The following is a 21,035-nucleotide window of genomic DNA, read 5'->3' on the forward strand; positions in this document are numbered from 1 at the left end:
ACCCGGCGGGCAACGGGCTACTGCCCGTTTTCTGCCGCCCGGTTGTTATCGGCCTGCCTGCTTATGCCCTTGCGGGCTTCTCAGCGGGTACCCGTGAGCAGACCGGCTATGGTCCACCAGTCCTCGCTCACCGACTGGGGAGCCTCCGGCCCTATGTCGAGATACCAACCGGTCTCCTCGGGAAACTGCATTCCCGGTATGGCCGCGCGCGTGCCGTGCATGAGCTGCATGTCTATCACGGTAAAGGCGTACACGAACAGCCGCTCGCGATCGTACTCGTAGTCGGTGTTGGGGTTGGGTTTTTTCGAGTAGCGGGTGCTCAGCAACACGCTCTTCCACAACTGCTCGCCGCGGTCGTACATGTCGGCGTAAGGAACCATGAAGATTTCCTTGTCCACGTAGATGATGCGCTTGGAGTACGCGTAGCTGGGAATCAGCGGCTTGCCCTCGATGATGTAGACCTCGGGCCTGACTTCCCAGTTCTCGCAGTAGGTCAGGCCGCCGTCGCGCTCGCAGACCTTGGGCGGGAGGTTTTCGCCGTGAAACGAAGCCAGCGCCGGCTTGACGCCCAGCAGCTTCCAGTCAAATTCGCCCACGTTACCGCGAAATCCACCGTAGCTGTCCTGGTCGATGTCCTGTCCGAAAAGAGCGTCGCTACGCTGCGCGCTCGACATGCGTCGTACCCGTCGAATCATGGGTATGTACAGCCACGTGTCGTCCATGCGCGCGGTGTCCTTGTAGCGAAACAACACCGTGCCCACGCCCCTGAGGTCGAAGGGCTCGATGAGCGGGTACATACCGCGCTTGGTCAGCACCTCGTCGTGGTTGTCGGTGATGGCCGGCATGGGCTCGTGCACCAGGCGGCCCTCGTACTTGAGCATGCGAATCCAGTCGGCGATGAAGTGCCGCTCCACGCTGTAGTGACGGTCACCCTTGGAATCAATCGTCAGGCTACCCGTATCGGCGTCGGCCGAGTGCACGTGCATGTCGTCGGTAATGTAGTAGTTGCCGCGCTCCTGGTTGTACATGACCTTGACCGCTGCATCCGGGTCGTTGGGGTCGATGTCAGGAAACGCAAAGCCGGCGACCCAGTTGCGGATGTACCTGCCGTCTTCGAGACTGACCTGGGACCCGTACTTCTCAGTGGCGTCAAGAAAAAACTGGGGTGGGGAAATCTTCTGGTAGGGCACGATCTTCATGTCCATGCCATTTTCTACCGTCCAGTAGATGCCGGGCGATACGAGGTCCTTTATGCGCTCCACGTTCAGACGGCTGATGGTCTCACCCGGCTTGAGATCATTGGCCGACGAAGCCGTGGGCAACAGGCTGGCCATCACTGTAACAACCGACAGGGCAGCAGCCAACATCAATTTAATTGTCTTCATATCGCGATATGGTCCCCTCTTTACTAACAAATTGCTGCACAGCCGCGACTGCAGCGACAGCCAAACCCGCAGTCTAGCAAGCGCACCGGGCTTTCGGAAGTGTCACTTTCAGAAAAATGCCGGCCAGAAAAATATGTCGCAAAAGCCGCCGCGCCGGGTGAACAGGCTCAGTAAATAAAGGGTATAAGGCGTTTTCGCCGGGCCGGGTAGTCCTCGCCGAATTTTTCCTGGTACCAGCGGTGGTGGGTGGCGGCTCTCGGGGCCAGGTTGGCAAAGGTCCACAAGGCAAACACCGCCCCGGCCCAGGACCAGGTGAGCAGTGCCCAGCCCAGCCACTCTACCAGCTCGCCCAGGTAATTGGCCGACGTCACGTAGCGAAACATGCCGCCGCGTGGAATGTAGTGGCCGCTGTCGCCCGCCTGCCTCAGGTTTCGGATGATGCTGTCCGAATGCAGGTTGATGACCCAGCCCGACAGGAACACGGCCGTGCCCAGCACGAACTGCGGCGTGGCAAGCCAGGCAGCCGTGTAGCGATCGTCGGCCGACAGAAAGAATATCCAGGTTCCCTGCATGAAGGCATTGGCCGAGTTGAACAGCGCGCCGCTGGCGACTATCGACCAGGGCATCTCGCCGCGGCCCCGGATGAGCAGCGGAAAGACAAAACTGCGCTGGCAGTAGTGCAGGTTGAACAGCGCCATGAACACCAGCGGTGTCACCAGCCAGCTACGATCCGAGGCCAGCCACAGCCACGCCATGCCCAGCACCACCGGCGACTCCATCAGCACCCAGCCCAGGCGGTTGTCTACCGTTGCACCCCAGGCCCGGCTGCGATGCACTCCGTAGCCCGCCGGTGCGCGCTGCAGGTACACGAACACGCCCACGGCCAGGACCGTCATGGCCACGAGGAAGCAGTCAAAAAATTCTCTTGTCACCAGCCCATTCATAGTCAGCTCCCCTTTGCTCCCGGCCGGTATAGTACGAAGGCCACGTCGTCAGCCTTGCCCGGCTGGTCGCGCCCCGGTGAGCGCATACGACCCGCGAGCTCATCTACGAGATGCACGGCCGCCCCCAGCAAGTCGCCGCTTTTGATAACGTCGACCAGCTCGGCCAGGTAGAAGTTATCCCACAAGCCGTCGGTGGCCAACAACACAGTGTCGTGAGCCCCCAACGAGAGCGGTCGACCGCTTTCGACCCACATGTCGGGGTCGCCCACCATGTTGCCCACGAGGTGGCGCTCGGGGTGAAAAAGAGCGTCGCGCTCGCTCAGACGGCCGGCGCGCAAAGCCCTGTCCACAGGCGAGTGCCCCACGGTGTGGCGGCGCACGCGGCCGCGCTGGCCAACAACCAGCACAGCCGAGTCGCCCACGTGGTGGGTGGTGAGCACACCGTCGCGCACGACGGCCGCCGCCAGCGTTGTGCCGCCGGGAAAATCAGACTCGATCAATTCGCCGTTGAGTTGCTCCACGCGATCGCAGAGCGGGTCGAGTGTGCCCCCACGCGGCGCGGCGGCCAGTGCCTGTACCACGCGCTCGGAGACCTCCTCGCCGCGCGGCAAACCGCCCAGGCCGTCGGCCACGGCCAACACACCGCTCTTGCCGTTCCACTCAAACACCCCGAGAGCGTCCTCGTTGCAGGTTTCGCGCGAGGGCGAGCGACGGGTGAACGCAACCGCGACCGCACCCAGGAAGTCCGTGGCTAGCGGCCGGTCGCAGTCGGCCCGGCTGAAAAGCAGGGACGAGAGCATACAAGGATTCTAGCACGCGGGCGCCGGCTTACTCCCATTCGGCTGTCTCCAGGAAGCGCCGCAGCGCCCCGGCGGTGCGAAACTTGCGGGTTATCAGCTTGCGCTCTATGCCCGTGCCGATCTCGCGCACCAATTAGACTTCCCCCTCCCAGCCGGCCACGCGTTGGCCCTCGGCCAGGCCGAAACTATCTACACTGGGAACCTTGCTTTTCATCGTGAGGCCCGTTGCCCCGGGAGTCAGCCGCTTTACCGCCGCATGACAGCGGTCAGGCCACTGTCAGCATGCCGCCGTCCACGCGCAGGCAAGCGCCCTGGGTATAGCTGGATGCGGGCAGCACGAGGTTGAGTATGGCCTGGGCCACTTCGCCGGGTTCGCCGTAACGGCGCAGGGCCACCCGCCTCCGGGCAAAGCGGCGCCGGTCGTCTTCTCCAATAGCCGCGGTCATGCCGGTATTGATCGGGCCCGGCATCACCGCGTTCACGGTCACGCCGCTGTCGGCCAGCTCAACGGCCAGCGCGCGGGTGAGCCCCACTACGCCGTGCTTGCTGACCGTGTAGGCGCTCATCATCGGCGTGGCCACCTGGGCGTCGGTGGAAGCGATGTTGACCACGCGCCCAGCGTCGCTAGCACGCAGCTGGGGCAGCGCTGCGCGAATCGTGCGCATGCTGCCCTTGAGGTTGACGTCGAGCGTACGCTCCCAGGCCTCTTCGTCGCCGAAGGCCGCGGGCAGGGCTATGCCCGCGCAGTTGACCAGTATGTCGAGTGCGCCGTAAGCCTCCACTGTCTGCGCCACCACGGAGCGCACCTGCGAGTCGTCGCAGACATCGAGCTGGCAGGCCAGGGCCTCGCCGCCGGCCGCCGTTATTTCGGCCGCCACGCTTTCGACCGCCTCGAGGTTGCAATCAGCCGCCGCTACGCGCGCACCCTCGGCCGCCAGCAACAGCGCCGTGGCGCGGCCTATGCCGCTGCCGGCACCGGTGATGAGCGCCGCCCGCCCGCTCACACTGCGGCCATCGCTGCTGTGGGTCAGCGTCAAGGCGTGTACCAGATCGGCGACGACCAGGCGCGCTCCTGCACGACCTTGCGGTGGGCCTTGCTGCAGCAGGCTGCAAAACCGGGGTGCACCTTGTTGGGCCACAAGCAATTAACCTTGGCCTCGACGCAGAGTTTCTGACTCCAGCGACAGACCGGGTTCTCGAGTACGCGCGCGTAGTAAAAGGCGCGCTGCTCGGCGTCGAAGTCGGGGTCGCTCCACACCGTGCACAGCGACGAGTGTCCAATGCCGCTGGTGCGACAGGTGCGGGCGTTTACCGACGCCCTGAGATTGCCGCCAGCCACGTCGTATACCTTCTCGCGCGTGCTGCCGTCTTCGACCCAGCCCTTTACTATCTGCACGCGGTCAAGCGCCGTACCCGGGTGCTCGCTCGTGCCCGGGTCCTGCATGGCCTGCACCGCGAACAAGGGACTGCCCGCCAAGTCGGGGCGCGCTGCAAGGTCCGATCCCATGGGTACCCCGCCCTCGTAGCCCGCAGAGGCGAAGCCATCGTCATCGCACATCTGCTCGTCGTAGCCCCAGCCGCCAAAAAACCTGAGTACCGGGCGCGTGCCGCTGGTGCCGTAAGTCTCGCGGCGGGTCATGGCCGCGTACAAGGAGTCGCGGGCATTCTCTTCTGCCCACACCACGGCCAGGCCACCGGGGTTGAACTCGAAGTTGTCGGGCAGGCCGATGGGCACCCCTGTGCTCGCCGAATTGCCCGCGCCACCGTGCCCCTTCGACTCGTCTTCGGCCACGAGGCCGGGCGTGCCCAGGTGGGTGTCGGTGCTCGCAATTATGCCGTACTTCAGGGAGTTACCGACGCCGTTTTCGTCCTGCAGCAGGCCCTTCTTGAGCGCCTCGCGCACCATCGACGACTTGTGTCCTCCCGCCACGGCACCCACGCCGCGAAAGCGCCCCACGCCGGCGAAGTTATCGTAGGGAAGTTTTTCAAAACCGCAGGCCTCGTCGGTGGTGTCACCGCCCATCATGCACTCCGAATCGCCCTTGTGTTGCATGATCTCGACCAGCGGCTCCCAGCGCCTGCGCGCCGTGGCCTCGGCCGCATCCACCTCGATACCGGCCTGCAGCGGACCCTCCAGCTTTGCCGACTCGAACATCAGGCCCGGCCCGCTCAGGTTGGAGTTGTGGGGAATGGTGAGCGCGTCGCAGCCCTTTACGCCATCGATGCACTTGTCCTGCAACTGCTCCCACAGGTTGTAGGCCGACGGTGTGTCTACCCAGCTCACCGGCAAGTTGGGGACGTTTTCGTTACGGAAGATGACGTTGCGGTGCATGTTGATGCCCATGCCCAGTATCGACGTCCACTCGTAGCCAACGAAGCTCGTGAAGCTGCACTCCGGGCTACGATCGTAGGCCTCCTCGGCGGCATCGCGGATGTCCTGCCAAACGTCGGCGGCCACGTCGAGGCAGAGCTTGCCCCCCTCACCGCAGAACTTCATACGCTCGCGTCCAACCATGGTGCGCGCGAGCATGGGCAGCGTGGCCAGGGGCCCCAGGCGCTTGTAGAGCCAGCACATGTCCGAGTCACTGCCGGGCAGGTCATTGCTGTTGCAGATCCTGACCTCGCCCAGCATCTCGGAGTGATCGGTCACCGAGGTAAAATCGAGCGGGCGACGCAGCCTCGCGTGGCGCAGCGGGCGGCCCTCGCGGTCGAAGGGTTGCAGGCCAACCTCCTCTCCGCGGGCAAAGCGGTAGGCGTCGCGCGGCGTGTTGCGGGTAAACTGCGTGGCCGCGTCCATGGAGTAGCCGGTGTGCACGTGCAGGTCGCCGAAAAAAGGCCGCCTGAGCGGGTCGTAGTCGGCACAAGCCTCGCGTTGCTCGGTGATCTCGTAGGGGCGCTGGTCACCGGCCGCCTGGTCGCCGGCCAGGGCCGAAGCGGGTAGCAACGTGAACGCCATCATCGCAGCGGACAAAACTGTCGTGATTTTCATGGATTCTCCTTGCCCAGCCAGGGCGGTAACCCGCGTGGACGGACACCCGCGGAGCGGCTGACATTGATTAACCTCTTGAGCCCCGTAAAACCAGCCTCACCACCGGCGGCGCTTCAGGCCAGCTCGCTCAGCGGCACAACGCTGGTTACCGGCTGCGGGTGCTCACGGGCAAGCACCCACCTTACGCACATGCTGCCGTGCTCGTGGCCGGCGGTGTCTATCCAGTTGGCGTGGCCCGGATCGCGATGGGCCACCACCAGGCGCACACTGCCGTCGGCTTCGGCCACGGCCGAGCCGTTGTTGATGTGGACGCGGCGCGTGGCGTAATCGAGCGACTCGGCCCAGCAGTTGGCCAGTTGAAAGTTCCAGTAGCGACAGGCGGGCGGTTCGAGGTCTATGACCAGCGCCTCGTCGTCGCCGAGTTCCCACAGGCCCAGCCAGATGCGCACGTTGGGGTCGCCGCCCACGAGGCGATGATGCTCGGCGTCGGGCAGGTGAAAGCTGTTGACCTCCGCCTTCTCTCTCATGCCCGTCACCCAGTCGGCAAACCAGCCGGCACAGCCCAGCGCGTACATGGCTGTGCCCGACAGTTGCCCTGGCACGCGCGCGGGATCCAACGGCGGCGCGGGGCCGTCAGCCTGCAGGCACTCAATGGCCACCTCCACGGGGGTCTCGCGTGAGCGGTCGAGGAAGGTCTGCCTCAGCAACACCTGCGATGTGTCCTCGTTCATCTGCAGCCAGTTGCCCGGCTGCTCACGGGCGCTCACGATTATTTCAAAGCTGCCGTCGTCTTCGAGCACGAGGTCGGAGTCGTTGAGGTGGCCGGCGCCGCCGGTAATACGATCGCTGGCGGCAAAGTTCTGGTTCTGCGCGGCAAAACTCATGTAGTGAATGCTTCCACGCTTGCCGCTTATCCTGTAGTCAAGGTCGCCGCGGATCGAAGCGCCCAGGTAGTAGTTGTCCGGATTGTCCAAGCCCATCTTCACGAGCTCGGGCATGGCCCGAAACGCCGGGTATTTCGGCCCGGTCTGCTCGGCGAAGGTCTGCGAGCCAGCCCTGAGCAGGCGGTTGAGGTAGCGCAGTCCCTCGGCGCGATCGAAAGTGGAACGAGCAAGGTCGGGGCGCAGTATAATCTCACCGGCCTTCTCGAGCAGTTGGCAGAACTCGGTCCAAGCCTGGCCACTGTCTACCTTGGCAAGCGCCATTTCTCTATCGTCCATGTTCAATTTTTCCTTATGCCATTGCCATCAAACTGCACCACGGCTCAGCAGCTTATACCGAAGCGATCGATGTAGGGAGCAAAACGCTCGCGAACCTCGCCTGTCGAAATACCCCACTCCTCCAACCTGTAATCGTGGCTACCATGGCGACCCCTGGGATTGGCCGCCGTGTGCTGCCGCATGGAGTCGGTCGCCTGTTGGCCCAGCTCAAGGCCGAAGTGTTTATACGCACCCTCGACCAGCAGCTTTGGATCGGCGACAAAATCATCATGGCCCACGTCGTAAAACCGGCCGGCCGGACTCTTGTCGCGAACGGCGAGCCCGCGCTCCAGTGAGCTGGCATAGAAGTCCATCACCAGGGGGCCGAGCTTGCCCTTGTCCCACTCCAGCGTTCCCGCCGGGATGGCGTCGGTCATGCTGCAGATAGACGCCGTGCAGGCCAGGGGGTCGCGATGACTCCACAGTACGCTCGCACCCGGGAACACCTCGAGCAGGGAGTCGATGGCCCACATATGCGCCGGCGCCTTGAGCAACCATCGCTCACCAGGCCGTTGCCAGTGGAGCAGTTGCAACTGGGCGCGATAGTATCGGTACATCGGCAACAGGTCCTGTTGCCTGTACCAGGATGCGTAGGGTTCGAGCATGGGCTCCACTCCCAGGTGCACCCCGTTGAGTGAGTAAGCGTGCAACAGCACGCACTCCTCGGGCGTATCGGCATCGGCAAAGTGGATCTTCGTGAACTCCGGGTTCTTCTGTCGAGCCTGCTCGTAGTAGTCCTTTATCATCTGCCGGCGCGGGTCGTGTTTGCCCGAGTCAGGATCGCCCGGGGCCAGCCCCTCGGCGGGGTCGGGAAACTGCGTCTCCCACAGGAGCAAGGCTCGCGCCGACGGATCGCAAGCCAGCAGGTTGAACAAGGCCGAGGTACCCGACCTCGGCAAGCCGGTCAGTATCATTGGTGCGGCCAACGGTTGCTCGAGTATCTCGGGGTGATCGACGAAGGCCTTCTCCACGCGCAAGCGGGTGGAGAGCAGTTGCACGAGGCGGCGGCGGTTGCGGCGACGACCGCGCTCGGTGAAGGGGTTGGCCTTGTACGTTTCGCACAGCACTTCGAGAGCCTCACGCAGGCTGCCGTCGGCCTGCCGACCCGGCCACGGTCCACCGAAATCCTCGAGCCCGGTGTCCCCGGCCGCCTCGCCGAGCAGCTGTTCTGCGTTAAAATCAGTCCCTGCCACCTGCTTCTCCCGTCTTTTCCGGCCAGCCCGGCCAGCCCGGCCGAGCCGTAGCCTACCGACGACAACTACGCAGCATCCCAGCCGCATGCAATCCCGCGCCCCCGGACATCGGGAAAAATAAAAACCCCTTGCGTTACCCCTGCCAAGTGCAGTTGAATGATGCTTGGTCCCTCCGCCCCTTCCGTTGCGGCTGAGGATCGGGGAGGAGTTTCATGCCAACTAATGCGATCGTACGCCCGCGGGCTGCAGCGGCGCTGTTATTTGCCGCTGCCTTGCTCACAGCAGCCGCCTTCCTTCTGGGCCCCATCGCCGCCATCGCGCACGACGATCCCAGCGAAGACGGGCTCATCGAGGGAGGCGGCAGTCCTAAAACCGACTGCGTGAGCCTCTTCCAAACCGGACTTGAGCTGAACTACCCGGCACCGCCCAAGAAGAAGCAGAAAGACCTGGCCTGCACCGACGGTGACCTGGCCTGCGACAGCGACGGCCTCGTCAACGGCTTGTGCAGCTTCAACGTGGGCCTCTGCCTGGCCGACGACGAAGACATGGGCTTGTGCACGCCGGCCGGCATTCCTGTGGGTGGCGTCGCGGTAAAGAACAAACCCCTGGGCCACCCCAAGTACGACGCCGGTGCGGCCGAGCTACAGGTGGCAGCCGACGCCTTGCTGGGCAGCACAGGCGTGCCATGCGCAAACCCGGGCGCCGGTGGTGGCAACTGCCTGCAATGCACCTCCAGCCAGGCCACCATAGTGGTAGACACCTCGGTCAAGAAGGGCAAAAAGAGACTCAAGGTCAAGGTCACAACCGAACCGGCGCCGCCAAAGAACAAGCCCATAAAAGACAGCGACAAGCTCAAGTTCAGGTGTACCGACTGCCCGTCGGCCAGCGCCTTTGAACACATAGCCGACATCGTCTTCAAGACCGGCTGCGCCGCGGCCACCGTGTGTCACAGCGGCGGCGCGCCAGCGGGCGGCATGAACCTCAACATTGACGAGATAGGCGCCGCGGCGCTCTACGACGAACTCGTAAGCGAGACACCGCTGCTGCCGGGCGCAACCGCGCTGGGCATGGCCCGGATAATGCCTGGTGACCCTGGCCTGGGCACGGCGGGTTCACAGAGCCTGATGTACGAAAAACTGCTGCTGACCAACAACCAGCTCGACGCCCTGTGTACGACCGGCGGACAAGCGGCCGGCTGCCTGGGACAGAACATGCCGCCGGGCTCAGACACTTACTCGACCGGCAAGCTCAACCTGCTCAAGGTCTGGATAGAGGCCGGCGCGCCCTTTGACGGTTGGCCGGCAGGCGCCACCTGCGGGGAGCCCGAGGACATCTGGGCCCCGGTCGACCCACCCGCACCGCCCGCCCCGGGCGAGGGCTTCCAGATGCACATGGAGGCTCCTTCCGGGTTTACGGTGGCACCGGGCACCGAATTCCAAGGCTGCCAGTGGATCGAAGTACCCGCGTCTGTCACCGAAGACTGGTACATCGACCGTATAGAAATCATTGCCAACAGCGGCACCCACCACATCATACTGTTCGAGGACATCCCCGATTCCGGACCGCCGGCGACACCAACAGCGTTTGATCCCCTGGATGCAGGCTGTGCCAACAACTTCGCGCAGAAGTATTTCCGCATCGGCACGCAGGATGCCGTGGGTGAACTAACCCTGCCGGAGAACGTCGCTTACAAGATAATCCCGGGCCAGGTGTTCGGTTTCAACCCGCACTACGTCAACCACTTCAACGTGGACATATACCCCGAGATATACGTCAACTTCCACGGGTCTACGACGCCTACCCTGGCCACCGCGGGCCTGGCGTTCCCTGGAAACCTGGCGTTCATCGTGCCCCCGGACCAGGTAGGCACCAGCGACGTCAGCCAGTACACCAACGGCGGGGCCTCCGGACTGTGCGCTTTCGCTGTAAGCTCGCACCAGCACCGCCGCGGCACCGGCATAAAAATCTGGACCAGCCAGCCGACCGGCTGGAGCGACACCACCGACCAGGTCTACTACTCCACCGACTGGGACCACCCCGACGTACTGGTAACCGACCCGCCGCTGCACCTGGATATTGGCGAGAGCCTGTGGTTCCAGTGCGAGTGGGACAACGGCGTCCTTATCGACACCACCCGCCGCTGCGTGCAACCGGGTGAGACCAGCTCCCCGTCAAGCTGCGATCGAGCTAACAACTACGTGTGTTTCACCGACGCCGACTGCCCCCCCGGGACGACAACGGGTGAGTGTCGCGACTGCGACCTGGACTTCGGGGCGCTATCTGAGGACGAAATGTGCTTCATCGCCGCCTTCGTGTACCCAGCCCAGCCCGACGCGGAGCCCTGCCCGTGGCCGCTGCTCGGGGGCTTCGGCTTCTGAGACGGGCCGGTGGCGACGCGACGGAGCTGTCAGCCTTGGCGACGCGCGGCCAGGCCTTCGAGATAGCGCAGGGCCGACTCGCGGCCCTCGGGGTCGCGCAGGCCTGCCAGCAGGCCGTCGGCGTCGGCCCAGCTTCGCGCCGTGCCCCAGGCCTGCTCGGTGACGGCGTTTACGTGGCGCTTGGTCGACAGCAACGCGAGCGCGGGCTTTTCGGCCAGCTCGGCCGCCAACGCCTCGGTCTCCTCTTCGAGTTTTGATGGCTCGACCACTCGGTTGACGAAACCGGCGGCGCGCGCCTCCTCGGCTGTGAACGGACGACAGGTCATTACCAGTTCTTTCGTAAGCGCCGGTCCGATCTCGCGCACCAGCCTCGGGATGCCGCCCCAGGCAAGCGGTATGCCGAGATCTATCTCGGGTATCGCGAAACGCACGTCATCGGCGGCCACCCTGAGGTCGCAGGCCGCCGCCAGCACCAGGCCGCCGCCAACGCAGTGTCCCTGTATGCGGGCCACCGTCACCGCCGGAATGCGCTCGATGGCGTCGGCCATCAAGCGGCCGAGATCGGCCATGGCCCTGGGGTCAGTCGGACTGTCTCCCCCGCCGCCGGCAAAGGCCGTCACGTCGGCGCCGGCAGAAAATGCGCGCCCCCTGCCCGAAACGACAACGACCTTCAGCTCGGAGCAAGCGGCCAGGAAATCCGCCGCCCGGGCAAGCTCGGCCAGGGTCTCGGGGCCCAGCGGGTTGAGACTGTCGGGGCGGTCGAGCTCAAGCGTGCCCCTGTTGCCCGCCGCTGAGATCTCGATCGTGTTGAAAGATGGAACCTGCATGTCGCCCTCCGCCTGCCAGCAGTCACCCTATAGCGCAGTCGCACAGGCTAACTGAACCGCGCTAACCGCGGGGCCCGGAGAAGCAAGCCCAACGCGACACTCCCTCGCGACATAGGAACAGAAAGCGCAACAGCTATACTGTGGCCGGCATCCGGATCATGCATCAGCAACGCACAGTCAATGGCAGGCAGCGGCAGCAAAGCGCCGCCGGTCGGAAAACGGCCGGCCTGCTCGCCGTTTGTGCGGCTGCCTGCCTGCTCGCAACTGCCTGCGGCGGGCCCACGCGGCAGGACAGCGAAGCGGCGGTCAACATCGCTGCCGCCGACCCCGCCCTGGCCCAACCCGAGGCACTGTCGAGCCTTTCGACCGCGGCCCTGGACGCTTTCCTCGATTTCAACGCCGCCATCGGCACTAACTCGGGTTACGTGGCCGTCTTCGCCCGCGACGGTCGCGTGGTGCACGCCCACACGGCTGGCTACGCCGACGTCGAGGCCGGGCTGCCCATGCAGTTGTCCACCCGCTTCAGGCTGGCGTCGATGACCAAGCCGGTAACCGCCGTGGCCGCCATGATGCTGGTTGAAGAAGGCCGTCTTTCGCTCAACGACCCGGTGTCGCTCTACCTGCCGGTAGCAGCGAGCCTGCGCGTGGCCACCGACAGTTCTCCAGGTGAACCGCTTGCAACCGAGCCCCTGCAAGAGCCGCTCACCGTACGCCACCTGCTGAGCTTTTCGGCCGGCATCGGTCACGAACAAGACCCTTCGCCCCTGGGCAGGCTGTGGGCCGAGCGCGACATCTACGCGGGCGCGGGGTCGCTGGAGCTGCGCGTCAACCGCATACTCACCGCGCCGCTTTACGAACAACCCGGCACGCGCTGGCGCTACGGCTGGACGGCCGACGTGCTGGCCCGCGTGGTCGAAGTCGCCGCCGGACAGCCCTTCGGTGAGTTCCTGGTCGAGCGCGTGTTCGAACCCCTGGGCATGAGTTCAACGGGCTTCCTGCCGCCGGTCAACGAGCAGGCCGACATGGCGCGCGTGTACACGAAAGACGAAGACGGCGACCTCCTGCTGGTGGAGCACCCTCACCACGACCCGGCCGACTGGACACCGGGCGGTAGTGGCCTGGTCTCGACGGCGGGCGACTATCTCAAGTTTGCGCTCATGCTGTGGAACCGGGGCAGCTACAACGGAGTGCGCCTGCTCCAACCCGAGACCGTTGGCCTGATGACGCGCGCGCACGTCGCCTCGGGCGTGCTCGCCGAAGAAGACATCGAGGGGCTGGGCTGGGGCCTGGGTATGGCGGTAGTGGTTGACCCCGACGCCACCATCATGACCGACCGCAAGGGCGACTTCTGGTGGTCGGGATACTTCGGGACGACGTTCATAGTCAGCCCCACCACGGGGCTGGTGGGCGTTGTGCTCGCCCAGGACCAGCCGGGCCCGTACAGCGGCCGGCCCTACCCGGTTTATATCGCCCAGTCTTTCGCCTTCTTCGGGTTGTAACGCCAGCGGGCTTGCGTGCGCGCGGCCCGCGACTATCGTCATCCCCCTGCTGGAGGTAACCGGATGCAACTGCCTGAACAACACCGTCGTTTTCTCCTGGTCGACCAGGGCAGGTGATGCGCCCTGCGTATTTAAAACTCGACTGCTATGCTACTCCTCCACAATCACAGTGGAGCAGTCATGCCTGTCAGTAAAGAACTTCAAGCAATCATCGATGCCATACCTTCCGATTTTGCCGATCCAGCGGCTGACTACAATGCCGTGCGCAAAATGTTCGCCCCATTCCACGGCCATCCTGTCGGTGATGATTTACGAATTACGATAACGGAGTACGGCGGCGTTCGTTGCGGCGAGTACGAGTTGGAGGAACACGAAAGCAACCGGATAGTATTCCATTGCCATGGTGGTGCTTTCGTCTCTACCCCGCTTGATGAGTACCATTTCTACGCCGAAATCATTGCACGCCAGACTGGTTGCAGGGTAGTAATGCCTGACTATCGGCTGGCTCCAGAGTACCCCTACCCAGCCGCAGCTGACGACTGCTTCAAGTCCTACCGTGGTCTACTGGACAGTGGCGTAAATCCAGACGACGTCATACTGCTGGGGGAATCCTGCGGCGGCAGCCTCGCGGTAGGATTACTGTTGCAGCTGCGAGAGAAGAACCTGCCGATGCCGGCTTGCTTAGTATCACTGACAGGCTGGTTTGACCTGTCTGTCTCTGGAGAATCAGTAGATGGCCGAGATCCGTTCTTGACCCCGGAGTGGGTTCGCAATCGAGGTCGAGATTACGTGGCAGGGAAAATGAACCTCAATGATCCACGCGTGTCGCCAGCATTTGCTGATTTGAGCGACCTACCTCCCATGTATTTGCAGATAGGTCAGTTCGATACAGTCCGCGAAGGGGCAATTTCACTTGCCATCAACGCCCTGCGTTCGGGCGTGGAGGTCACCATGGAGAGCTGGCCTGGCATGATCCAGGGCTGGCATGGCCTGGTGAATGCGGGAGTACCGGAGGCTACTGCTGCGTGGGCAAAAATTCGTGGCTACATACTGGACAGGACAAGGATGTAAAGAGGGGCTGGTTAACTGAAGGGACGGGGATAGAAATGTGACTGAAATAGAATCGCAAATATTACGACTCAATGACCTTGAAGATATCAAGGGCCTCGTTCATCGATATGCACACTGTATCTGGCAGGAAAAACCACTGGAGGCCGCCGATCTTTTTTCTGATGATGGCATTATCGATTTTGGACCTTATGGTGGGCGAGTTTCGGGACGTGAGAAGCTGCGGTCCCTGTTGCAAGAAAAAGTTGAAGAGCAGTGGTTACAACCTTTCGTCCACAATCACCTGATTGATCTCGACGGTGATAAGGCAAGTGGATATGTCTATATCGATTTGCGCAGCCAAACTGAAGGCGGCTGTATGATCGGGTCCGGGTATTACGAAGACGACTACGTGCGTATTGACGGTCAGTGGAAGTTTAAGTGTCGTGCCGTGCACATGGAGTACCTGGTGCCCGCAGGCACGTCATGGAGTCGGGCAACCGATTAAAGCCGGGCGCGCCCTGAAGCCAGGTTAGCCCTATACATTTACGCCAGGTTATTTTTACAAATTTTCCCTTCTGTCATAACAAGCTGCAGTTTGTCCTGGTCTCCCAGGACGCTGATATCCTCGCTGGGGTCTCCGTTGATCACGAGTAAATCGGCTATTTTACCCGTGCTGATTGTGCCCAGTTCTTTTCCCATATTCATGGATTCTGCTGGATGCCTGGTTGCCCAGCGGATGACGTCCAATTCAGCTACTCCGCAATCGACGTAGAGTTGCATCTCTTTATGATAGTCACCGTGGGGTGTCATCGCCGTACCCCAGTCATCACCAATCATGAACTTTGCACCGGCACGGGCGGCCAGCGGCAGCATCCGGCACATATTGTCAAAGTCCTGCTGCATGACCTCGAAAAACGGCTGGTCGATGGTGCCGTCGCCCTGGGCGCTCACGGTTTCGAGAATGGCTTTCAGCAGGTAGACGCTGGGACAGACGAATGTGTCGCTTTCAACGATACGGTCAATACACTCCACATCGAGTTGGTCGACGTGATCCAGGATGTCGACACCCGCGTCGATACAATCGAGAATGGCCTGTTTGCCGGTAACGTGAGAGCGAATCAGTTTACCCCGTTGGTGCGTGGCTTCGACTGCTGCAGTGAGTTCATCGGCGTTCATGGAAAGAAAGCTTGAGCCGTAGAGCAGTGCGTGGCCACTGTCGTTGAATATCTTGATGACCTCTGCTCCCTCCAGGATCTCCCGACGCACACCTTTGCGAAACTCGTCAGGGCCGTCACAAATGCGTTGCGCACCCATACTGGTGAGGCCCCACCAGGAATACTCCGGTAAATCGTTAGAGTCACCGGTGGTGATAAGCCATCGTCCGGAAGCAAAGATACGGGGTCCTTCGACAATACCATCTGCGATTGCCATTTTTAGCTGCGCATCCAACGCGGCTCCGGTGGCGGCCCCAATGACGCTGGTGAACCCGCAATCCAAAGCCAATTTTGCCTGGGTGGAAGCGAGCAGCATCAGGTAGCCGGGGGGTTGTTCCAGTCCAACCGGCAGGCACTTGAAATCCAGGCCCTTGTAGGAACCATGCCAATGAGCCTGAAACATGCCTGGCATAAGGGTGCGACCATCCAATGCAAACTGTTGGTCACTCGGGTCCAACCTGGCAGTAGTGTCGTCGCCGACATAAACCAGGCGGCCTCCATCGACAATTACGGTCTGGCCTGGCTGCGCAGGATGATCCCCATCCAATAGCCTGGCATTTGTAAAAACGATTCGACTCACGGTAATTCCTTCGCACGGCCAAGCCGTGCTGTTAGTGTATTATTAACTCGGTATAGGGTGAAACTGTCTTACCAGACAGGTTTTTGGCGTTACTAGTGTCACTCTTGAAGCCTGTCAGCCGGGGAGCGAAAGAACGTGAAAGAACAGGATTGGGTGGAAGATATTTTCTCGGCGTGGGCACGGGAATTTCCCGACGAGGATACCACCGCGCTCAAAACCATGACACGGTTGGCTCGGCTGGATCTGCTTCTCGCTACTTTCCAGCAGCAATGCTTGTCTCCCCTGGACCTGGTCATGAGTGACTTTATGGTGCTTGCGTCCCTGAGACGACTGGGCGCACCCTACCAGGCTACGCCCAGTACGCTGTATAACGTCATGGAGCGTTCTTCGGGGGGGATGACCAAGATGATCAAGAGGCTGGAGTCCATGGAGTTGGTAGAGCGATTACCTGATCCCGCCGATGGCAGGGGTAGCCTGGTGCGCTTGACCAAACGTGGTTTCGATATCCACGGTAAGGCATTTCATCGCTTTGTTGAGGGCTCAAACGCACTACTGGAGGATGCCTCTGTGACACGAGGCAAGACGTTGGACCGCTCATTGCAATTCCTGGTGCGAGCCTTTGAGGATTACCAGCGGGGTTAACCTCGAAAGCTCGCACCCGTTTGCCGAATGCTTACCTGGTATTTGATAAACCAAAATTTCCCGTAAACCCAGATCCCCGCGCTATCCTCTCGCTACCGGGTGCAATATCCCAAGGCTAGTTGTGCTGCGCGCGCAGGACGGCCTCGGCTTCCCGTGCCAGGTCGTTCACCTTGTTGAGGCTCTCGGTGATTGCTGGGGTATCCAGTGTGGAGGCCAGCCTGGCACCACCTGCGAAACGTAGCATTTCAGGTAGGCGCGTTGCGAGTTGATTCAGAGTCCAGGTCAGCATGTCGCCCAAGGCTGCCCGGTCGTAATCGACGATGGTTTGCTTTTCGCCGCTCGGCTCAATGTAGTGATAGTGTGGCTCTCGCTCGAACATATCAAAGCGAAGGTATTCGTGGCCATCATCGCTGCCGAAGATGTGGATAGAAACACCGTTGTCCTCCACGGCCACGCCCTGGGTTGCCGCCTGTATTACGTCCATGTCGTCACCCGTATAGTGGGTGGCGAGTTCCGCATCATCAAGCAGGCGGTATTCCACGCCTATACGTAACGTGCCGGCTTCAACATAGGTGGTATGTTCTTTATTGGGCGGGATGGGTGCGATGTGGTAAACAGTGCCGGTCATGTTTCTACTCTTCCACTTCTATGAAGTCGGTGGGCATGTGGCTGTCAGGAAAACGATAAAAATCCAATGCATTGTCCCAGAGTATCTTGCGCTTGCTTTGATCGGTCAGACGCTCCTGGCTCAGGAATTCCTCTACCGCGTGGGGGTAACTGGAATCGGGGTGGGGAAAGTCGGTTTCGAATAGTATGCGCTCGTCACCTAGCTCTTCAATAGCATGGTAAACGAGATGCTCGTCTGGTTCCGTGGTGACAAAGCAGTTGCGTTTAAAGTACTCGATGGGCGCTTTGGTGCACTGGGGAGTTTCCAGCCACCCGGCCAATTCAACATGCTCTTCAATGCGATGCAGCCAGGCGGGTACCCAGGCGGAGCCTGCTTCCATATAGGCCACTCTTAATCGGGGAAAGCGTTCGTACACACCATTGACAATCATCGCCAGCATAGCCATTTGCGCCTCCATCTGGTGTACGCAGGTGTGCCACTCAACGAAGCTGTCGAAGCGTTCGCTACTGGCAGAATAGCCATTCAGGCCCATAAACTCATGGGTGGCAAAACTGACGTCCAGGTCCTGCAGGATTTCCCACAAGGGGTCGTAGTACGGATCGCCGAGGGTACGCTTGTTAAATGGATTTGGACGCGCCCAGAAGCATCGGGTACCGAGGTGTTCGTAGGCGTAGCGAACTTCTTCCACTGCCCGGGTAATATCGTTCAACGGTACCGGGCCGGCGGTGAGGATTAGTCCGCCGGAAGTGTCGCGCATTTCTTCTCCCCAGCGACTATAGGCTCGGGCCATGGCAGCTTGCAGGTCGGGGTCGATGCCCTCCAGCCACATGTCGTAGCCGGGACCGTAGAGTACGGCCAGATCGACTCCCTCACGACGCATGGCAGCAGCGGTACTTGGGCCATCGAACTGCTTATCAATGACCTCGCCAAAGCGTTTGCGCATCTCATCAGTGCTCCAGCGCACCGCTTCTTGCTGACGGCCGTAGAGCGTTTTGTGACTCTGGGTATAACGGCCATCGACGGTGGCTGGACGAAAGCGGTCCATACCTTCAAAGGGTTGCTTCCAGGAAACGCGGTGCTGGTATTTTTTATCGAGGAAGCGTTCCCAAAGGTTCTTTGGTTCGATCACGTGGGCGTCGGCGTCGAACACCTTTAAACCGTTGCGCATAGGTATGTCTCCATCACTGCCTGGTACAAACTTCTCTGTTTGTAGTAAACCTCAATATATCTTTCCAGCAAGATATATATTCAGGGTACGGTATTGGCAAGCTGATGCCTCCCGACCGCAGAAACCTAGCTCCCGGCTTCAAGCACCCGCCCTACTCCATTCGGCGAACGCACTGATCCTGGGATTCCGATAGTGATCTGCGGATACCAGGTGCCGCCCAGGATTGAATAAATTGTAGACGGCGGGCTTGCGTGCGCGCGGCCCGCGACTATCGTCATCCCTCTGCTGGAGGTACCCGGGTGCAACTGTCTGAACAACACCGTCGTTTTCTTTTGGTCGACCAGGGCATCGGCCCGACGATTTTTAACTTCCTCCTCAACGGGTTGATCGTGTGGGCGTTGTTCAGGGGGGCGGAGAACGTACCGCTGTGGGGTGAACAGAGCGTTGGTGTTGACCTGCTGGCCACGGGATTCATCCTGCCCTTTCTGACCTGCGTCATAGTAAGCGCGCTGGTCTCGCGACAGGTAAAGTCGGGCAAGGTTTCCCCGCTACCCGACCAACAGTTTCCCCACTCGCGCTGGTTCGAGCGTTCTGTTCCAAGGCGCGGCCTGTTTCTCGGTGTACTGGGAGTTGTCTTTGGCGCGGTGCCGGTAGTGTGGGCCCTCACCCTCGGCCAGGCTCAACCGTTCAGCGTAGACTCCTTCGTGCTGTTCAAGGCCGTGTGGGCGGCCATGCTTGCGGCCGTGGTTACTCCGATCATCGGCTGGTGGGCGCTGGCGAACGCTTCGCGCGAGGGGATAACCGCCGAACCGCGTGCCCAGGATGCGCAGTAAGCAATGAAAATGTCCGTAGACTTCCGCACCCGGACAGACGGCGAGCCTGCCGCCTTTGACCCCGGGAAGTTTTTTTCCGACCAGCTTCCGGCTGCACTCGAAGCCAACCATGAACTGGTCATGCCCGGGGCGAGCCTGCTCGGGCTGCGACCGATCACCATCGAAAGCGGCGGCGATGCGTGGTCGCTTTCGTGGGACAGCGACCGGGTCGTAGTGCAAGCGGGTCCGGCCCGGGGGGCCGCTCGCGTCAAGTTCAAGGACGATCAACTGGCCGGGCTTGTCCGCGACCAGTTCACGCCCATAACCTTCATGGTCTCAGGCGCGCTCGACATGCCCGAGGGCAACATCGGGCACCTGCTCGACTGGTGGCTTGTGCTGCGCGGCGCGCTCGACTCACGAACCCTTCACACACCGGGAGCGGTCTCCTTCGTTGACCGGCAGGGAGAAGCACTGGACCTGCACCGAGCCTTCGGTCCCGACGATCCAGTTGACGAGATGTCATGGTTCCTTCACGAGGCCGGCTACCTGCACATCACTGGCATGTTCGGGGAAAAAGAAATGGCGCGCATTGCCAGCGAGATGGACCTTGCCCGGCCTTCGTACGAGGAAGGCGACGGGCGAAGCTGGTGGGCCACCACCGGGGACGGCAAACGGCAGCTGGTGCGCATGCAGGCTTTTGACGAACGGTCCGAGGGCGCGGCGGAACTGCTACAGAACGATCGTTTTCTGAGTATAGGCGGTATTACCGGCGATGGTCACGTACACGCGGGGCTGGAGAACAACCGCATCGAGGCCCTGGTCAAACCCATTGGCGTCGTCGAGGGAATATCCGACGTTCCGTGGCACAAGGACTGCAGCCTGGGGCGGCACAGCTACGAGTGCTGCAGCCTGACGGTGGGGATCTCGGTCACCGGCGCCGACTCGGACTCGGGGCAACTACGGGTCACCGCCGGTTCGCACCGGGCACTGTTATGGCCTTCGCTCATCGGTCCCGGCAACCACGACCTGCCCGAAATCGACCTGCCCACCCGTACCGGCGACATCACGGCCCACCTCAGCTGCACGTTGCACATGAGCCAGCCCCCGGCTAAGCGCGAGCGGCGGGTGATGTATACGGGGTTCCGCTTCTCCGAAGCGGTATCTCCCGAAAAGGCCGCGGCCCGCGCGCGCCTGCGCGAGGTTCGGGAGGGAGCATACACCACGGTCTCCCAGGAACCGGCCCTCGGGGAAACAGCCGTGGAGGACTGACCCGGCCCGGATATCGCCTGGCCCCGGTGTTCAACCCTTGAGTACCACCTGCGGAGACGGCACTATCTCCACCGGAAGCCGACCGGCACCCCGACAACAGTGAGTGACGATAACAAGAACAAGACACCCGACGCATTGCTGGCGGCACTGGGCAGGGTCGTGGGCGTGGCTACCGAGCCGCGCGTGACCCGCGACGACGTCAACCAGGCCATGATACGGCACTGGTGCGACGCCATGACCGATCACAACCCGGTGTACACCGACCCCGCGTTCGCGGCCGAAAGCGTGCACGGCGGCATAGTCGCGCCACCGGCCATGCTGGACACCTGGTCCATGCCCGGCCTCGCGCCGCGGCCACGACAGGAATCATCCAGCGGCGAGGAAGCCGGCATGGTGCC

General features: G+C 61.9%; 19 protein-coding genes and 1 pseudogene. 8 read left to right on the forward strand and 12 right to left on the reverse strand.

Annotated elements, in window-relative coordinates; translation table 11 throughout:
• Positions 1 to 80: 80 nt before the first annotated feature.
• From EYQ35_02755 to EYQ35_02785, 7 genes are all read right to left on the reverse strand, one after another.
• Complete coding sequence (locus EYQ35_02755; GenBank protein HIF63063.1) at positions 81 to 1,385, reverse strand: DUF1329 domain-containing protein; 1,305 nt, start codon at positions 1,383 to 1,385, stop codon at positions 81 to 83.
• A 167-nt stretch (positions 1,386 to 1,552) separates the two neighbouring features.
• Complete coding sequence (locus EYQ35_02760) at positions 1,553 to 2,329, reverse strand: DUF1295 domain-containing protein (protein ID HIF63064.1); 777 nt, start codon at positions 2,327 to 2,329, stop codon at positions 1,553 to 1,555.
• Between the two features lie 2 nt (positions 2,330 to 2,331).
• On the reverse strand, positions 2,332 to 3,129 hold the full coding sequence (locus EYQ35_02765) for a serine/threonine-protein phosphatase (protein ID HIF63065.1): 798 nt from the start codon (positions 3,127 to 3,129) through the stop codon (positions 2,332 to 2,334).
• 266 nt (positions 3,130 to 3,395) lie between these two features.
• Positions 3,396 to 4,160, reverse strand: coding sequence for an SDR family oxidoreductase (locus tag EYQ35_02770; GenBank protein ID HIF63066.1), 765 nt, complete (start codon positions 4,158 to 4,160; stop codon positions 3,396 to 3,398).
• Positions 4,161 to 4,162: 2 nt separating this feature from the next.
• Positions 4,163 to 6,118: a DUF3604 domain-containing protein gene (locus EYQ35_02775; GenBank protein HIF63067.1), complete on the reverse strand. Its 1,956-nt coding sequence runs from the start codon at positions 6,116 to 6,118 to the stop codon at positions 4,163 to 4,165.
• Between the two features lie 113 nt (positions 6,119 to 6,231).
• On the reverse strand, positions 6,232 to 7,338 hold the full coding sequence (locus EYQ35_02780; protein ID HIF63068.1) for a DUF1214 domain-containing protein: 1,107 nt from the start codon (positions 7,336 to 7,338) through the stop codon (positions 6,232 to 6,234).
• A gap of 44 nt (positions 7,339 to 7,382) precedes the next feature.
• On the reverse strand, positions 7,383 to 8,657 hold the full coding sequence (locus EYQ35_02785; protein HIF63069.1) for a sulfotransferase: 1,275 nt from the start codon (positions 8,655 to 8,657) through the stop codon (positions 7,383 to 7,385).
• A gap of 125 nt (positions 8,658 to 8,782) precedes the next feature.
• Between EYQ35_02785 and EYQ35_02790 the strand changes: the two genes are divergently transcribed.
• Positions 8,783 to 10,948: a hypothetical protein gene (locus EYQ35_02790; protein HIF63070.1), complete on the forward strand. Its 2,166-nt coding sequence runs from the start codon at positions 8,783 to 8,785 to the stop codon at positions 10,946 to 10,948.
• Positions 10,949 to 10,977: 29 nt separating this feature from the next.
• Here EYQ35_02790 and EYQ35_02795 read toward each other — a convergent pair whose 3' ends face one another.
• On the reverse strand, positions 10,978 to 11,775 hold the full coding sequence (locus EYQ35_02795; GenBank protein ID HIF63071.1) for an enoyl-CoA hydratase/isomerase family protein: 798 nt from the start codon (positions 11,773 to 11,775) through the stop codon (positions 10,978 to 10,980).
• 158 nt (positions 11,776 to 11,933) lie between these two features.
• On the opposite strand from EYQ35_02795, the gene EYQ35_02800 reads away from it, so the two are divergent.
• The 3 genes from EYQ35_02800 (at position 11,934) to EYQ35_02810 (ending at position 14,829) form a co-directional block, all read left to right on the forward strand.
• Positions 11,934 to 13,274 carry a class A beta-lactamase-related serine hydrolase gene (locus EYQ35_02800; protein HIF63072.1) on the forward strand — a complete coding sequence of 447 codons (1,341 nt, stop codon included), beginning with the start codon at positions 11,934 to 11,936 and terminating at the stop codon, positions 13,272 to 13,274.
• A 147-nt stretch (positions 13,275 to 13,421) separates the two neighbouring features.
• The gene (locus EYQ35_02805; GenBank protein ID HIF63073.1) at positions 13,422 to 14,345 is read left to right on the forward strand and encodes an alpha/beta hydrolase; all 924 of its coding nucleotides are present in this window, start codon (positions 13,422 to 13,424) and stop codon (positions 14,343 to 14,345) included.
• Positions 14,346 to 14,382: 37 nt separating this feature from the next.
• On the forward strand, positions 14,383 to 14,829 hold the full coding sequence (locus EYQ35_02810) for a nuclear transport factor 2 family protein (GenBank protein HIF63074.1): 447 nt from the start codon (positions 14,383 to 14,385) through the stop codon (positions 14,827 to 14,829).
• Positions 14,830 to 14,867: 38 nt separating this feature from the next.
• Here EYQ35_02810 and EYQ35_02815 read toward each other — a convergent pair whose 3' ends face one another.
• A complete protein-coding gene (locus EYQ35_02815) occupies positions 14,868 to 16,118 on the reverse strand; it encodes an amidohydrolase family protein (protein HIF63075.1) in 1,251 nt (416 codons plus the stop codon).
• Between the two features lie 135 nt (positions 16,119 to 16,253).
• Between EYQ35_02815 and EYQ35_02820 the strand changes: the two genes are divergently transcribed.
• The gene (locus EYQ35_02820; protein HIF63076.1) at positions 16,254 to 16,760 is read left to right on the forward strand and encodes a MarR family transcriptional regulator; all 507 of its coding nucleotides are present in this window, start codon (positions 16,254 to 16,256) and stop codon (positions 16,758 to 16,760) included.
• 115 nt (positions 16,761 to 16,875) lie between these two features.
• Here the strand turns inward: EYQ35_02820 and EYQ35_02825 are convergent, their stop codons facing one another.
• The 3 genes and pseudogenes from EYQ35_02825 to EYQ35_02835 all read right to left on the reverse strand — a co-directional run bounded on the left by EYQ35_02825 (position 16,876) and on the right by EYQ35_02835 (position 18,799).
• Complete coding sequence (locus EYQ35_02825) at positions 16,876 to 17,388, reverse strand: hypothetical protein (GenBank protein ID HIF63077.1); 513 nt, start codon at positions 17,386 to 17,388, stop codon at positions 16,876 to 16,878.
• 4 nt (positions 17,389 to 17,392) lie between these two features.
• A complete protein-coding gene (locus tag EYQ35_02830; protein ID HIF63078.1) occupies positions 17,393 to 18,556 on the reverse strand; it encodes an amidohydrolase in 1,164 nt (387 codons plus the stop codon).
• A gap of 138 nt (positions 18,557 to 18,694) precedes the next feature.
• Positions 18,695 to 18,799: pseudogene (locus EYQ35_02835) on the reverse strand (IS6 family transposase).
• A 56-nt stretch (positions 18,800 to 18,855) separates the two neighbouring features.
• Here EYQ35_02835 and EYQ35_02840 point away from each other — a divergent pair.
• The 3 genes from EYQ35_02840 to EYQ35_02850 form a co-directional block, all read left to right on the forward strand.
• Positions 18,856 to 19,389 (forward strand): hypothetical protein, encoded by a 534-nt coding sequence (locus tag EYQ35_02840; GenBank protein ID HIF63079.1) that lies wholly within the window; start codon positions 18,856 to 18,858, stop codon positions 19,387 to 19,389.
• Positions 19,390 to 19,392: 3 nt separating this feature from the next.
• Positions 19,393 to 20,637 (forward strand): hypothetical protein, encoded by a 1,245-nt coding sequence (locus tag EYQ35_02845; GenBank protein ID HIF63080.1) that lies wholly within the window; start codon positions 19,393 to 19,395, stop codon positions 20,635 to 20,637.
• A 135-nt stretch (positions 20,638 to 20,772) separates the two neighbouring features.
• Positions 20,773 to 21,035: hypothetical protein (locus tag EYQ35_02850; protein ID HIF63081.1), on the forward strand; the 263-nt coding region annotated here is incomplete at its 3' end.

The organism is Candidatus Binatota bacterium (genome assembly GCA_012960245.1).
Lineage (GTDB): Bacteria > Desulfobacterota > Binatia > UBA1149 > UBA1149 > UBA1149.